Raw genomic sequence first — 13,894 nt, 5'->3', positions numbered from 1 at the left:
CATGTTAGCTGCATTCTCCGTTGCCCCAGATTCCGCCTCGGCCTCCGACGACGGCTCAGTCAGCGACGCCGTCTCGGCAGCAGTGAAGGTGGTGAAGCAGTCAGGCCTGCCCTACGAGCTGACGTCCATGTTCACCACGATCGAGGGCGAGTGGGACGAGGTGTTCTCCGTGATCAGGCAGGCCACCGACGCCGTAGTGGCTGTCTCGCCCAGGGTGAGCCTGGTCGTGAAGGCAGACATCCGTCCCGGCTACACCAACCAGCTCAGGGACAAGGTCGAGGCGTGTGGAGCAGAAGCTGGGCGAATAGCCCCGGCTGGCCTCAGTCCTCGATGGTGGCGATGGTGTCGCCGCCCTTGACGCCAGTTCCCGGCTTGATCTTGAGGCCTTTGAGCTTTCCGGACTTGTGGGCGCAGATCGGCTGCTCCATCTTCATGGCCTCGAGCACCACGACGAGGTCGCCCTCGGCGACCATGTCGCCGTCTGATGCGGCCACTTTCACCACAGTGCCCTGCATGGGCGAGGTGAGGGCGTCTCCGCTTGCCGCCGTCGTCGCGGCTGTGCGCTTGCGGCGCGCCTTCTTGGAGCTCACGGACGCGCCGCCCCGAGTCTGCCGTTGGCGAGGCTGCTGGGGACTGAGACGCTGACTCGTTTGCCGTTGACCTCGACGACCACGTCCTCGCGGGACTCGGACTCCGACCCTCCGGCGTGGGCGGCCAGGGCGTTGAACGGCGTGATCTCACCGTCGAACTCAGTCTCGATCCAGCGGGTGTGCACACTGAAGGAGGCAGGGGACTCCTCGCTCAGCTCAGGAGCGAAGGCTTCGTCCCTGACTACCAGGCGATGGAAGGAAGCACCGTGGGCATGCCTTCCACCTGCATCTCCTGCAGCGCGCGCGACGCCCTCTGCAGGGCCTGCCTGCGGTCAGGCCGGTGACGATCAGCTTGGCCACCATGGAGTCGAAGCTCCCGGAGATCGTCTCTCCGGCCCGCACCCCCGAGTCCACGCGCACGCCAGGTCGGACGGGACGTCGAAGCGGTCCAGGCTTCCGGGGCGGGCATGAAGTTTCGTCCAGCATCCTCGCCGTTGATGCGGAACTCGATGCTGTGGCCCCGTGCCGCGGGGTCGTCGTAGCCGAGCCTCTCTCCGCGTGCGATGCGGAACTGCTCGCGGACCAGGTCGATTCCGGTGACCTCTTCGGTCACGGGGTGCTCCACCTGCAGCCGGGTGTTCACCTCGAGGAAGCTCAGAGTGCCGTCCTGGCCGATGAGGAACTCGCAGGTCCCGGCGCCGGTGTATCCAGCCTCCTTGAGGATGGATTTCGAGGCTCGGTAGAGCTGCCTGGTCTGCTGCCGCGACAGGTACGGAGCAGGCGCCTCCTCGACCAGCTTCTGGTTGCGCCGCTGCAGCGAGCAGTCGCGGGTGGAGACGACCACGACATCTCCGTGGGCGTCGGCCAGGCACTGGGTCTCCACGTGGCGGGGCCGGTCGAGGAACTTCTCGATGAAGCAGTCGCCCCGGCCGAAGGCGGCGGTGGCCTCGCGGACCGCGGACTCGTAGAGCTCCACGATCTCGTCGCGCTCCCGGACCACCTTGATGCCCCGGCCGCCGCCGCCGTGGGCTGCCTTGATGGCGATCGGCAGGCCCTGCTTGTCGGCGAACTTCAGCACTTCTTGGACGTCCTTGACAGGCTGCTTGGTGCCGGGCGCGAGGGGCGCCGACCTTCTCGGCGATCTGGCGGGCGGTGACCTTGTCGCCGAGCTTGCTGATCGCCGCAGGGAGGGCCCGATCCACACCAGCCCGGCGTCGATGACGGCCTGGGCGAAGTCGGCGTTCTCGGAGAGGAATCCGTAGCCGGGGTGCACGGCGTCGGCGCCGGTGGCACGGGCGGCGTCGATGATCTTCTCGATGCTGAGGTATGACTCCGCAGCAGACTCTCCGCCGAGTGCGTAGGCCTCGTCGGCCAGGTGCACGTGCACCGCGTCGCGGTCGGGCTCTGCGTAGACCGCCGCGGCCAGGAGGCCTTCGTCGTGGGCGGCGCGGATGATGCGCACCGCGATCTCCCCGCGGTTGGCGATCAGTACTTTGGAGAACTCGGTCATCTCAGGCGTCCTTCGTCGTGTCGTTGCGGAAGTCTTGAACGGTGCGGCCCATCCGTTCCAGCAGTCGTGCCAGAGCCGCGGGGAGACCCCGATGACGGCGTCCCGATCGCCGTCGACGTGGTCGATGAATGCGGCCGCTCCGCCTTCGAGGGTGAAGGCTCCTGCGCAGTGCAGCGGCTCTCCGGAGGAGCAGTAGGCGCGGACCTGCTCGTCGCTGGGGCGGCCGAAGGTGATGTCTGAGGAGACGGTCTCCGCCGCCGCCTCGAGCTGGCCGGTGTCGCCCGGGGTCGATCCCAGCAGGACCTCCATCCCGGCCCCGGCCCAGTGGCGGGCCTTGGAGCTGTGGGGCGTCGCCTCCACCAGCCAGTGGCCGGTGTGCAGGGTGCCGGTGGTTCCGCGCATCCTGTGCCAGCGAGCCACTGCGGTCTCCACGTCGTAGGGCTTGCCGTAGGCGACGCCCTCCAGCTCGAAGACCGAGTCGCAGCCCAGGACGAAGGCTCCGCGAGCCTCGGGCCGGGAGGCGACGTCCTCGGCCTTGGCCTGGGCGAGCATCAGGGCCTCTTCGGTAAGCGAGACCGGGCCGCCCGCCTCCACCGCCTGCTCGACCAGGATGCGTTCGTCGATGTCTGAGACCACCACGTCGAAGTCGATGCCAGCATCGGACAGGATCTGCCGTCGGCTGGGGACGCGGAGGCGAGGATGAGCCGCGGGCGGTTCGCTCGGGCGCTCATCGGGGACCCCTGCGCTTCTCCAGGACTCTGGGCCCGGGCGCCCCACAGTCCGATGCGGCTGAAGGTCAGGCTGCGACGACGCTGCAGACGGCGGTCCCGGGGTCCGGTCTGGTAAGCATCTCCGTTCTCGTCGCTGTCCGCCCCGGCGAGTGAGGCGATCACGCTGACGACGGCGGCCGTCTCCTCGTACGACAGCTGCGCCCCGGTGATGCTCAGCTGGGGCTCGTCGGGACCCGCGCTTACCTCCTCGGGTAGCGTCAGCCGCTGCCTCGCCGGTGAGAGTCTCTGCGGCAAGCCCGCTTCCGGAATCCAGGGCGCTCACAGCGGAATGTTCCCGTGCTTCTTGGCGGGGAGGGTCTCACGCTTGTGGAAGGTGGCTCGCAGCGCCTTGGCCACCTGCCAGCGGGTCTCCGCAGGTTCGATGACCGCATCGATGTAGCCCAGCTCGGCGGCCTGGTAGGGGTTGAGCAGCTCGGCCTCGTAGTCGTCGATCAGCTCGGTGCGCCGCGCCTCGACGTCGCCGCCGCTCTTCTCGGTCTGCGCCAGGTCGCGGCGGTGGAGAATGTTGACCGCTCCTGGGCTCCCATCACGCCGATCTGGGCGGTGGGCCACGCCAGGTTCACGTCGGCGCCCAGCTTCTTGGAGCCCATGACGATGTATGCGCCGCCGAATGCCTTGCGCGTGATGACGGTGATCTTGGGAACGGTCGCCTCAGCGTAGGCGTAGAGCAGCTTCGCGCCGCGACGGATGATCCCGTTCCACTCCTGGTCGGTGCCGGGCAGGAAGCCGGGGACGTCCACGAGGTCAGCACGGGGATGTTGAAGGCGTCGCAGAAGCGGACGAAGCGGGCAGCCTTCTCCGAGGCGGAGATGTCCAGGGTGCCGGCGAACTGGGACGGCTGATTGGCGACCACGCCGACGCTGCGTCCTTCGACGCGGCCGAACCCGATCATCACATTGGGCGCGTACATCGGCTGCAGCTGCAGGAAGTGGCCGTCGTCGAGTATCTGCTCGACCAGCTCCGTCATGTCATAGGGGCAGACGCTGAGTCGGGGACGAGTTCGTTGAGGGCCTCATCCTCAGGCTCCACCTTGGGGCGGGTCTCATAGGCGTCCAGAGCCTCCTGGTCCACGGGGGCCTCTGCCAGGTTGTTCAGCGGAAGGAACTCGAGGAGCTCCTTGGCGAACTCGATGGCGTCCTCTTCGTCCTGGGCCATGTAGCTGGCCGTGCCGGTGGTGGTGCTGTGCGAGCGGGCACCGCCGAGGACTCCATGTCGACGTCCTCACCGGTGACGGACTTGATCACGTCTGGGCCGGTGATGAACATGTGGCTGGTCTTGTCGACCATGATGATGAAGTCGTTCAGCGTAAGCGAGTAGGCCGCACCCCCGGCCGAGGGTCCCATGATCAGGGTGATCTGCGGGACGACGCCGGAGGAGTGCACGTTGTTGCGGAAGATGTCGGCGAACATCGCCAGGAGGCCACGCCCTCCTGAATGCGCGCTCCGCCGCCGTCGTTGATGCCGATGACGGGGCAGCCGTTGCGGGCTGCGAACTCCTGAACCTTGACGATCTTCTCGCCGTTGACCTTCGAGAGAGATCCGCCGAAGACGGTGAAGTCCTGCGAGTAGACCGCCGTCAGGCTCCGTCGACGGTTCCGTACCCGGAGACCAGGCCGTCGCCGATGGGGTGCTTGGCGTCCATGCCGAACGATGTTGAGCGGTGCACAGCGAGCGCATCGAACTCCACGAAGCTGCCCTCGTCGAGGAGCATCTCCACCCGTTCCCGGGCGGTGTGCTTGCCGCGGTTGTGCTGCTTCTCCACGGCGGCCTGACCCGCGGGGGCCAGGGACTCGTCGCGACGACGGCGGAACTCGGCCAGCTTGCTTACGGTCGTCTTCAAGTCGGGCTCAGGGGTCATATCAGCACGCGCTTTCGTCGGAAATCCACAAAACTGACGTCAGTCTATGCACCGCATCACAGTGCTCCGTTGTGGACCCCTACAAATCTTGCGGACCGTCTAATGTGATCGTCATGGAGAGCAGGGAGTCGGTGCGGGCGTGGGCGCCGCTTGATGAGGGGCGGCTGCAGCGAGAGCTGGTCGGCTCCGGGGTCTGCAGCCGCGTGGTGCGGGTGGACTCGACGGGCTCCACCACCGCGGACCTTGTTGAGGCGGCTCGTCGGGAGGACTTCGCCCAGCAGTGGCCTCACGCGTCGGTGCTGACCTCGGAGGAGCAGACGGCGGGAACCGGCCGCACAGGACGGGCCTGGGCATCCCCGCGGGGCTCAAGCCTCTCCACCTCTGTGGTGCTTCGGCCCTCTCTTCCTGCGTCGCAGCGGCATTGGCTGAGCCTGGTCTCGGGACTCGCGCTCGTGCAGACCCTCGAGGAGGACTACGGTCTCGATGCGTCGCTCAAATGGCCCAATGATGTGCTGATAGGGGCGGCACGCGATGAGCCGGGCCGCAAGATCGCGGGGAGTGCGGCGGTTGCTCCCCGGTGCGCGGGACGCTGTCATCGTCGGCTGCGGCATCAACGTCCTGCTGGGCGAGGAGGACCTGCCCACCGAGACCGCCGCATCCCTGCTGCTCGAGAGTCGGGCTCCTCTGTCCGACGACGTGAGGACCGACCTCCTCATTGCGTGGCTTAGCCGTTTCCAGCGCCTCAGCGCTCTGTCGGAGCGCGCCGGTGACATCGCGCCGGTACGGCCGATGATCGTGGAGAGGGTCAGCACGATCGGCCAGCAGGTGAGAGTCCATCTCCCCGGCGAGGAGCGGGTGATGGGCACAGCCGCGCGCGTGGAGGAGGACGGGGCCCTGACCGTGGAGACGGCGCAGGGGCCCCGGAGCTTCTACGCCGGAGACGTCGTGCATCTCAGACGCGACACGTAGACTGCTCTCAGACCCAAAGACCCGTGAAGGAGGTGCCTTCGGTGCTGCTGAAGCTTGTTGATGACGAGCAGGTGGTGGTCCGCGCGCGCGCCCACTTCCGGGCCCTGATCCCGCCGCTGGTGAGCATGCTGGCGACCATCGCGGTCATGATGTTCCTCATCGGCTACTTGGGGCGGCCGTCGCAGCCTGCCTTCGTGCAGCACTACAGCCACATCGGGATCTTCATCGTGTGGGCGGTGGGGGACTCCTTCTTCTCTTCGGCGCGATCAAGCCGGTGCTCAGCTGGCTCAATCGCTTCACATACCTGACCACCCATCGGGTGGTGCAGAAGAACATCGTCGGCGGGGCCAACGCCGTCGTGGTTCCCCTGGGGCTGGTGACCGGCGCTGACTGGCGGCAGTCGAAGGCCCAGGAGATGTTCGACGCGGGCGACATCGTCCTCACTCACGGTGCGTACGACCAGTACCAGCGCACCAAGCTGAAGGACATGCCCGACGCCGCCCGCCTCCACGGGCTGGTGGCTCAGCAGCTTCAGGACTACCGCCGCCAGGCGGCCCGCCAGCACATGGGTGCCCACCAGCCGTTCGGCGGCTACGGGGCCCTCCGCCGGGCCGCCCCAGCCCGAACAGCTCTCGCCTGCTCAGATGCGGGCGCACCCCTACGCGGCCGGTCATGGCTACTGAGCCCGGCCCGGACTACATGGCCGGGGAGACCGGTGTCATGGATGCAGTGGTAAGCGCTCCTTCACCGACAAGGAGCTCGAGGCGGCTCGGGCCGACTGGTCGGACTTTCCGCCCCCAAGCAGAGGGGACGGCCGAGATTGCGGCCGCAGCAGCCTCCGCGAATCCGGGGCTGTCCCAGACGTCGGAGGCTGGAGCCTTCTCCGGCGCAGGACTCGCTGACGAGCCCGAGGATGACTACGCGCGCCATCCGGAGACCGCCGCCATCCCGGTGCCCACTCCTATGCAGGTCGAGGCCGACACCGTGAGTCGGACATGGCATCGGCGCATCCGGGATCTCGAGACCCGCCTCCTCGGCGCCGAGCGCACCCTGACGTACCGCGAGATGGCGGAGCACATGGGTGTCTCCACCCGGTCGGCACGCAAGCTGTGGCGGGCCCTGGGATTCCCAACCTCGAGGACGAGGTGCGAGCCTTCACCGCGGCGGACGCAGAGGCGCTGACCACCATGGTCGATCTCGTCCGACGGGGGCTGCTCAACGAGGAGACGGCCATCAGCCTCACCCGATCGGTGGGGCAGACCACTGACCGCATGGTGGTCTGGCAGATCGAAGCGCTGGTCGAGGACAAGATCGCCAACGAGGACTACGACGACGCCGAAGCGCGCACGCACGTGGTCGAGACGCTGCCCGAGCTGATCGAGCCGCTGCAGCGGCTGATGTCCTACGCCTGGCGCCGCCAGCTCTCAGCAGGCCTCCAGCGTCTGACGGTCCGCGTGGAGTCCGGGCTGGCAGCCGTTCAGCGGGGTCGGGGGCGCAGCAGGCCACCGACGCATCCCTCCCTCTGGCCCGCGCCGTGGGCTTCGCCGACCTGGTCTCCTACACCTCGCTGTCGCGGCAGATGAGCGAGCGCACGTTGGCCCAGATGGTCCAGCGGTTCGAGTCCAAGTGCGCCGAGATCATCAGCATCGGCGGCGGACGGCTGGTCAAGACCGTGGGGACGAGGTCTTCTACAACGCCGAGACTCCCGAGGCGGGGGCGGAGATTGCCCTGGCCCTGGCGGAGGCGATCGCAGCCGACGACGTTCTGCCCCAGGCCCGGGTCTCGGTGGTGTGGGGCCGGGTGCTCTCCCGCATGGGCGATATCTATGGTAGGCCGTGAACCTGGCGGCACGGCTCACCGCGCTCGCCGATCCAGGCACGGTGCTGGTGGACACCGCCACTGCCGATGCCCTGGAGGAGAATGATTCATACCTGCTGGTGCCGCAGCACCCACGAGTGGTGCGCGGCTTCGGAGAGGTCGTGCCATCGATGCTGCTCCGCTCCGAAGGCGGCGGAATCATGCTCGACGAGGCGGACATCACAGCCTGGTAACAGGAGGTGCCGGAGCATCACAGACCGGCAACGATCCGTGACAAGATGGGAGAGTGACTCTGAGCGACGACAGCACCGAAGCCCTCCAGGGGCCGTACGTCGACTACGGTTACGGCTCGCACGTAGGGCTGCGCCGTGAGCTCAACGAAGACTCGTACGTGGTGACCGACGGCCTCTTCGCCGTCGCCGACGGCATGGGCGGCCATGAGGTAGGCGAAGTCGCCTCCTCCTCGCCGTCAGGCGCTGGCCGAAGGCTGGGAGCGTGCGCGCGGCGAGGTGAGCGAGTCGGAGATCCAGGAGTTCCTCGACGAGGCAGACCGCCGGATCCGGCAGGCGACCGACTCCAAGGCAGGCACCACCCTCTCCGGGGCTGCCGTGGTGGAGGCCCCACCGGAGGAAGCTCCTCCCAGTGGCAGTGGCTGGTCTTCAACATCGGGGACTCCCGCACCTACCTGCTCAACGACGGGGCGCTCATCCGCCTGACCAGGGACCACTCGCAGGTCCAGGACCTCGTAGACTCCGGGATGATCACCGCGGAGGAGATGCACAGCCACCCGCAGCGCAACGTCATCACTCGTGCCCTGGGGCGGCGACGTCTGGGGCGCCGACTTCTCCACCGCCACCGTGACTCCGGGCCAGCGGCTCCTGATCTGCTCCGACGGGCTCACCGGCGAGCTGACGGATCAGCAGATCGCAGCGATCCTCAACGCCGATCACAGCGCCCAGGAGACCGTGGACTGGCTCATACACCGATCCCTGCGCTCGGGCGGCAGGGATAATGTCACGGTCGTACTCGTAGACGTCAAAGAAGGGAACTGAATGTCAGAGGAGATCTCGCGCGCCGACGTCGAGCATCTTGCCAAGCTTGCCCACATCGCGATGACTGAGGGTGAGCTTGACCGCACGGTCGCTGAGCTGGCTGAGATTGTGGATGCGGTGAAGACGGTCCAGGAGGCCGCTGGTGAGGACATCCCGCCACCAGCCACCCCATTCCGCTCACCAACGTCTTCCGCGACGACGTCATCGGGCACACGTTCACCCCGGAGCAGTCTCTGGCCAACGCCCCCGACGCCGAAGACGGCCGCTTCAAGGTTCCTGCCATTCTCGATCAGGAGTGATCCTCTACACATGACCGTTCAAGCACACCCGCTCGTCAGGCTCACCGCCGTCGAGATGGCTTCGAAGCTCCTCTCCCGCGAGATCACGTCGGTGGAGCTCACGCAGTCCCACCTGGACCGCATCGCAGAGGTGGAGCCCACTGTGAATGCGTTCCTGCACGTCAACTCCGAGGAGGCCCTCGAGGTCGCGGCAGAGGTGGACCGCATCCGTGAGGCCGGAGGCCCGGAGGCCGAGGCGCTGCACCCGCTGGTAAGCGTGCCGATCGCGGTGAAGGACCTCATCGTGACCAAGGGCCAGCCCACCACCGCGGCGTCCAAGATGCTCGAAGGATGGATGAGCCCCTACGACGCCACCGTCATCGAGAAGATCCGTGAGGCGAAGCTTCCCATCCTGGGAAAGACCAACCTTGACGAGTTCGCCATGGGATCCTCCACCGAGCACTCGGCCTACGGAATCACGCGCAACCCGTGGGACGTCAGCCGAATCCCGGAGGCTCGGGAGGCGGTTCGGCCGCAGCGGTCGCCGCCTTCGAGGCTCCTCTGGCGCTGGGCACCGACACCGGCGGCTCCATCAGGGAGTAAGCCGCGTTCACCGGAACCGTGGGGACCAAGCCCACATACGGTGGCGTGTCGCGGTACGGGGCCATCGCCATGGCCTCCTCGCTGGACCAGATCGGTCCGTGCGCACGCACCGTGCAGGACGCCGCTCTGCTCCACGAACTGATCGGGGACACGACCCGAAGGACTCCACCTCACTGCCGGATGACGTCCCGGAGTTCGCGAAGGCCGCAAGCACCCACGACATCACCGGAATGCGCATCGGGGTCATCAAGCAGCTGTCCCACGGCGAGGGCTACGAGCAGGGCGTGCTCGACGCGTTCCAGTCGTCCTTGGACTCGCTGCGCGAAGCCGGAGCGGAGATCGTCGAGGTGGACTGCCCGAGCTTCGACTACGCCCTGGGCGCGTACTACCTGATCATGCCGTCGGAGGCATCCTCCAACCTGGCCCGGTACGACGGCGTCCGGTACGGCAGCCGTGCGCTGCCCGAGGAGGGCCGATCACCATCGAGCGCGTGATGGCTGCCAGCCGTGCGGTAAGCTTCGGCGAAGAGGTCAAGCGCCGGATCGTGCTCGGAACCTATGCCCTCTCGGCGGGCTACTACGACGCCTACTACGGTTCGGCTCAGAAGATCAGGACGCTCATCCAGAGGGACTTCGACCGTTCCTTCGAGGAGGCCGACGTGCTGATCTGCCCCACGGCGCCCACGGTGCCGTTCAAGCTGGGCGAGAAGATGGACGACCCGCTGGCGATGTACCTCAACGACGTCGCGACGATCCCAGCGAACCTCGCCGGCATCCCCGGCATCTCCATTCCCGCCGGACTGGCCGAGGGTCTGCCCGTCGGAATCCAGTTCCTCGCCCCCGCGCGCCAGGACATTCGTGCCTATCACGCAGCGGGCGCCCTGGAGCACCTGCTGGGCGAGAAGGGCGAAGCCATCTGGCAGCAGATCCCCGACCTCGAGGAGGTCAAGTGATGACCGAGACACCCACGGCGCAGGCCGACGCCGCAGCGCGCGTCGACGCCGCTCCTGAGCTTCGATGAGGCGCTCGAGAAGTACGAGCCGGTGCTCGGCTTCGAAGTGCACGTCGAGCTGAACACCAAGTCCAAGATGTTCTCCTCGGCTCCGAACGCATTCGGCGACGAGGCCAACACCAACGTCAATGAGGTCGACCTCGGCCTCCCCGGCACCCTGCCGGTGGTCAACGGCAAGGCCGTCGAGTCGGCCATCCGGCTGGGGCTCGCCCTGAACTGCTCCATCGCCGAATACTGCCGCTTCGCACGGAAGCAGTACTTCTACCCGGACCTGCCCAAGAACTGGCAGACCTCCCAGTACGACGAGGCCCATCGCCTACGAGGGATGGCTCGACGTCGAGCTCGACGACGGTGAGATCTTCCGCGTGGAGATCGAGCGTGCGCACATGGAGGAGGACGCCGGCAAGCTGACCCACGCGGGCACCTCGGGCCGCATCCAGGGGGCCGACTACTCGCTCGTCGACTACAACCGCACCGGCGTTCCCCTGATCGAGATCGTCACCAAGCCGATCGCCGGAGTAAACAGGAGGGCCCCGAGATCGCACGCGCCTACGTGGCCGCCGTCCGCGACATCGTCAGGTCGCTGAATATCTCCGACGCCAAGATGGAGCACGGAAACGTGCGCTGCGACGCCAACGTCTCCTGATGCCCCGGGGGCGGAGACGTTCGGCACACGTTCTGAGACCAAGAACGTGAATTCCATGCGCGCCGTCGAGCACACGGTCCACTATGAGATCCGGCGCCACATGCCTGATCCTTGGTAAGCGGCAGCATCGTCCAGGAGACGCGCCACTGGCTGGAGACGTCCCGGACCACGTCGTCCGGGCGGCCCAAGTCTGATGCGGATGACTACCGGTACTTCCCGGAGCCTGACCTGGTTCCGATCGTGACCACCTCAGCATGGGTCGAGGAGCTTCGCGCGCAGCTCCTGAGCCGCCCGCAGCCCGCCGGAGGCGCTGCGCGAGGCATGGGGCTATGCCGACAAGGAGTTCCGCGACGTCGTCGCCGCCGACCTCCTCGACGAGATTGAGGAGACGGTGGCCCACGGGGCGAGCCCGGCCACGGCCCGCAAGTGGTGGATGGGCGAGATCTCCCGCCTGGCGAACGCTCGAGGCGTGGAGCCCGTCGAGCTGGGCGTCACGCCTGCCACGATCGTGGAGCTTCACCAGCTCATCGACGAGGGCGGATCAACGACAAGCTTGCCCGGCAGGTGCTCGAGCATCACGTGGACGGTGAGGGCACTCCGGCAGAGATCGTCTCGGACCGTGGTTTGGAGGTGGTCTCAGACGATGGCGCCCTGACAGCCGCTGTGGAGAAGGCCATGGACGAGAATCCTGACGTCGTGGAGAAGGTCAGGGGCGGGAAGCTCAAGGCCGTCGGCGCGCTCATCGGCCCCGTCATGAAGGAGACGAAGGGCCAGGCCGACGCGGGGAAGGTGCGTGCCATCGTGCTGGAGAGGCTCGGCATAGAAGGCTGAACGGTGCTCGGCACTGCCGCTCGGAGGATCCAGGACCGCCTGTAGGGTGTGACCTGGATCTCTTTCATTTAGTAACGCATTTGAAACAGCTCATTCGGTACTCTTTGGCGCAATGCTGTGAAAACCCTCTCAGCTGCATCACTCGACCACCACATCCGAGGGGATGAGAACGATATGAGCACAGGGACTCTCCTGGCTGAAGGAGCCGACGCCGACACCGGCGCAGGCTTCGACCCCGAGACTGACCCGGCGTCCTGCGACCCGGCCGTCAGAGAAACTTTCCTCGATGACGTCGCATGTCAGATTGACAGCAACTTCGGCGTCGTCGCCGACTGGTTCGGCAGCATCATCTTCTGGGGACCTGAGTACGACGGCCAGGGCATTCTGCTGGTGGTCGTATGGTCCGTCCTGGCGGCCATCGGATTCACCATCTACTTCAAGGGTGTCCAGTTCACCGGGTTCAAGACCGCGCTTGAAGTGGTCCGCGGCAAGTACTCGCGTGCTGACGACCCCGGCGAGGTCCCCACTTCCAGGCCCTGACCTCCGCCCTCTCGGCCACGGTCGGACTCGGAAACATCGCCGGTGTGGCCGCAGCCATCTCATTGGGCGGCCCCGGCGCCACCTTCTGGATGATTCTGATCGGCCTGTGCGGCATGGCCACCAAATTCGTCGAAGCCACGCTGGGTGTGAAGTACCGCTACATCGATGAGGACGGAATCGTCCACGGCGGTCCCTTCCAGTATCTGAAGGTCGCATTCGGCAAGCTGCCGCAGCCGGTGGTCGCGGTCATCACGGGCATCTTCGCCTTCGCCATCATCGCCTTCGGCATCGGCGGCGGCGGCATGTACCAGACCAACCAGACCATGACGCAGGCTCAGGCGGTCTCGACCCAGTACTTCAGCGGCACCGCCCTGGAGGACTTCTTCACCTCCACCGCAGGCGCACTGATCTTCGGCATCATCTTCGCCTTCCTGGTCGGCCTGGTCATCATCGGCGGCATCAGGTCCATCGGCAAGGTCACCTCCCGGCTGGTCCCCGCCATGGCCATCATCTACGTCGTCGGCGCCCTCATCGTCATTCTGGTGAACATCACCGAAGTGCCGAACGCTATCGGCATCATCATCACCGGAGCGTTCAACCCTGAGGGCATCGCAGGCGGCATCCTCGGCGTCATCATCATGGGTGCGCAGCGCGCTGCGTTCTCCAACGAGGTAAGCATCGGCTCGGCGCCGATCGCCCACTCTGCGGCCAAGACGCGTCGGCCCGCTTCAGAGGGCTTCGTCGCGTCGCTGGAGCCGTTCATCGACACTGTGGTGGTCTGCACCATGACCGCCCTGGTCATCATCATCGGCATGCAGAACCCCGCCTTCAACGAGATGCACGCAGAGGGCGAGCAGGTCGGCTCTGTGGCTGACACCTCGGCTGCGTTCGCCACTGTGATGGGCTGGTTCCCGATCGTGCTTCTGCTGTGTGTGGCACTGTTCGCGTTCTCCTCCATCGTGACCTGGGCCTACTACGGCGCAGGCGTGGCGCCACGTGTTCGGCAAGTCGCCGGTGAAGGACAACATCTTCCGGGCGCTCGTCCTGGTGTTCGTGGTGCTCGGCTGTTTGACCAGCTTCGGCTCCATCCTGGAGTTCGCCGACGCGGCACTGTTCCTCTGCATCTTCATCAACGTCGTCGGCCTGGTGGTGCTGGCGCCGAAGGTCAAGGCAGAGGTCAAGCAGTACGTGGCCGACCGCAAGGCAGGCCGCCTGCTCGAGGACCCGGCTCCGCTGGAGGACAGCACGCGCGTCTGATCCTCAGCACTGCCGCACAAGGGGCGGTGAGCTCCCCACGTCTTCCTCTCTGCGAGGAGACGAAAGGGGCTCGCCGCCCCTTTGCGTGCCGCCGCATGGGGGCGTAGCAGCGCGGAGCCTGAGGTCTTCCTCAGCGGGCAG

The 13,894-nt window shown here is 66.7% G+C and carries 14 protein-coding genes and 8 pseudogenes; 17 read left to right on the top strand and 5 right to left on the bottom strand.

Features of this window, described 5'->3' with window-relative positions:
• Position 1 precedes the first annotated feature (1 nt).
• Entirely contained in the window at positions 2 to 358 is a 357-nt protein-coding gene (locus tag K0H76_RS17765; RefSeq protein ID WP_258933867.1) for an MTH1187 family thiamine-binding protein, read from the top strand.
• On the opposite strand, the pseudogene K0H76_RS17760 reads toward K0H76_RS17765, so the two are convergent.
• From K0H76_RS17760 to K0H76_RS17745, 4 genes and pseudogenes are all read right to left on the bottom strand, one after another.
• Positions 321 to 2,100 (bottom strand): annotated as a pseudogene (locus K0H76_RS17760) (ATP-grasp domain-containing protein). The gene K0H76_RS17765 and the pseudogene K0H76_RS17760 overlap by 38 nt on opposite strands.
• A 141-nt stretch (positions 2,101 to 2,241) precedes the next feature.
• Positions 2,242 to 2,736, bottom strand: a pseudogene (locus K0H76_RS17755) (Maf family protein); the annotation flags it as partial.
• Positions 2,652 to 3,125, bottom strand: coding sequence for a hypothetical protein (locus tag K0H76_RS17750; protein WP_258933866.1), 474 nt, complete (start codon positions 3,123 to 3,125; stop codon positions 2,652 to 2,654). The pseudogene K0H76_RS17755 and the gene K0H76_RS17750, both read right to left, overlap by 85 nt.
• A 24-nt stretch (positions 3,126 to 3,149) precedes the next feature.
• Positions 3,150 to 4,748 (bottom strand): annotated as a pseudogene (locus tag K0H76_RS17745) (acyl-CoA carboxylase subunit beta).
• Between the two features lie 113 nt (positions 4,749 to 4,861).
• Here K0H76_RS17745 and K0H76_RS17740 point away from each other — a divergent pair.
• The 5 genes and pseudogenes from K0H76_RS17740 to K0H76_RS17720 all read left to right on the top strand — a co-directional run bounded on the left by K0H76_RS17740 (position 4,862) and on the right by K0H76_RS17720 (position 7,768).
• A complete protein-coding gene (locus K0H76_RS17740) occupies positions 4,862 to 5,476 on the top strand; it encodes a biotin--[acetyl-CoA-carboxylase] ligase family protein (RefSeq protein WP_258933865.1) in 615 nt (204 codons plus the stop codon).
• Complete coding sequence (locus K0H76_RS17735) at positions 5,445 to 5,717, top strand: hypothetical protein (protein WP_258933864.1); 273 nt, start codon at positions 5,445 to 5,447, stop codon at positions 5,715 to 5,717. The genes K0H76_RS17740 and K0H76_RS17735 overlap by 32 nt, the downstream gene beginning before the upstream one ends.
• 32 nt (positions 5,718 to 5,749) lie before the next feature.
• Entirely contained in the window at positions 5,750 to 6,025 is a 276-nt protein-coding gene (locus tag K0H76_RS17730; protein WP_258933863.1) for a hypothetical protein, read from the top strand.
• Complete coding sequence (locus K0H76_RS17725) at positions 5,992 to 6,453, top strand: PH domain-containing protein (RefSeq protein WP_258933862.1); 462 nt, start codon at positions 5,992 to 5,994, stop codon at positions 6,451 to 6,453. The genes K0H76_RS17730 and K0H76_RS17725 overlap by 34 nt, the downstream gene beginning before the upstream one ends.
• Before the next feature lie 227 nt (positions 6,454 to 6,680).
• Positions 6,681 to 7,768: pseudogene (locus K0H76_RS17720) on the top strand (adenylate/guanylate cyclase domain-containing protein).
• A gap of 17 nt (positions 7,769 to 7,785) precedes the next feature.
• On the opposite strand, the gene K0H76_RS17715 reads toward K0H76_RS17720, so the two are convergent.
• Positions 7,786 to 7,974 (bottom strand): hypothetical protein, encoded by a 189-nt coding sequence (locus K0H76_RS17715; protein WP_258933861.1) that lies wholly within the window; start codon positions 7,972 to 7,974, stop codon positions 7,786 to 7,788.
• Between the two features lie 70 nt (positions 7,975 to 8,044).
• Here K0H76_RS17715 and K0H76_RS17710 point away from each other — a divergent pair, with 70 nt between their 5' ends.
• From K0H76_RS17710 to K0H76_RS17660, 11 genes and pseudogenes are all read left to right on the top strand, one after another.
• A complete protein-coding gene (locus tag K0H76_RS17710; protein ID WP_258933860.1) occupies positions 8,045 to 8,251 on the top strand; it encodes a hypothetical protein in 207 nt (68 codons plus the stop codon).
• A 93-nt stretch (positions 8,252 to 8,344) separates the two neighbouring features.
• Positions 8,345 to 8,587, top strand: a complete 243-nt coding sequence (locus K0H76_RS17705; protein ID WP_258933859.1) for a SpoIIE family protein phosphatase — start codon at positions 8,345 to 8,347, stop codon at positions 8,585 to 8,587.
• Positions 8,588 to 8,886 (top strand): annotated as a pseudogene (gene gatC, locus K0H76_RS17700) (Asp-tRNA(Asn)/Glu-tRNA(Gln) amidotransferase subunit GatC). It abuts the gene before it with no gap.
• Between the two features lie 10 nt (positions 8,887 to 8,896).
• A pseudogene (gatA, locus tag K0H76_RS17695) lies at positions 8,897 to 10,420 on the top strand (Asp-tRNA(Asn)/Glu-tRNA(Gln) amidotransferase subunit GatA).
• A 90-nt stretch (positions 10,421 to 10,510) separates the two neighbouring features.
• Complete coding sequence (locus tag K0H76_RS17690) at positions 10,511 to 10,834, top strand: hypothetical protein (RefSeq protein WP_258933858.1); 324 nt, start codon at positions 10,511 to 10,513, stop codon at positions 10,832 to 10,834.
• A gap of 1 nt (position 10,835) precedes the next feature.
• Positions 10,836 to 11,066, top strand: a complete 231-nt coding sequence (locus K0H76_RS17685; protein ID WP_258935465.1) for a hypothetical protein — start codon at positions 10,836 to 10,838, stop codon at positions 11,064 to 11,066.
• Positions 11,033 to 11,509, top strand: a pseudogene (locus tag K0H76_RS17680) (hypothetical protein). The gene K0H76_RS17685 and the pseudogene K0H76_RS17680 overlap by 34 nt, the downstream one beginning before the upstream one ends.
• A gap of 7 nt (positions 11,510 to 11,516) precedes the next feature.
• Positions 11,517 to 11,780: a hypothetical protein gene (locus tag K0H76_RS17675; protein WP_258933857.1), complete on the top strand. Its 264-nt coding sequence runs from the start codon at positions 11,517 to 11,519 to the stop codon at positions 11,778 to 11,780.
• Positions 11,705 to 11,956, top strand: a complete 252-nt coding sequence (locus tag K0H76_RS17670) for a hypothetical protein (protein ID WP_258935464.1) — start codon at positions 11,705 to 11,707, stop codon at positions 11,954 to 11,956. The genes K0H76_RS17675 and K0H76_RS17670 overlap by 76 nt, the downstream gene beginning before the upstream one ends.
• Positions 11,957 to 12,130: 174 nt before the next feature.
• Positions 12,131 to 12,496, top strand: a complete 366-nt coding sequence (locus K0H76_RS17665; RefSeq protein ID WP_258933856.1) for a hypothetical protein — start codon at positions 12,131 to 12,133, stop codon at positions 12,494 to 12,496.
• A 44-nt stretch (positions 12,497 to 12,540) separates the two neighbouring features.
• Positions 12,541 to 13,753: pseudogene (locus K0H76_RS17660) on the top strand (alanine:cation symporter family protein).
• Positions 13,754 to 13,894: the final 141 nt, after the last annotated feature.

This window comes from Nesterenkonia pannonica, assembly GCF_019575955.1.
Classification (GTDB): Bacteria; Actinomycetota; Actinomycetes; order Actinomycetales; family Micrococcaceae; genus Nesterenkonia; species Nesterenkonia pannonica.
This window is presented reverse-complemented; position numbering and strand designations above follow the sequence as displayed.

Bases quoted from the DNA above. Each gene is read 5' to 3' on its own strand.
- K0H76_RS17765 (WP_258933867.1), top strand. From the start codon at position 2: ATGTTAGCTGCATTCTCCGTTGCCCCAGATTCCGCCTCGGCCTCCGAC.
- K0H76_RS17740 (WP_258933865.1), top strand. From the start codon at position 4,862: ATGGAGAGCAGGGAGTCGGTGCGGGCGTGGGCGCCGCTTGATGAGGGG.
- K0H76_RS17715 (WP_258933861.1), bottom strand. From the start codon at position 7,974: ATGGCCGCCCATGCCGTCGGCGACGGCGAAGAGGCCGTCGGTCACCAC.
- K0H76_RS17665 (WP_258933856.1), top strand. From the start codon at position 12,131: ATGAGCACAGGGACTCTCCTGGCTGAAGGAGCCGACGCCGACACCGGC.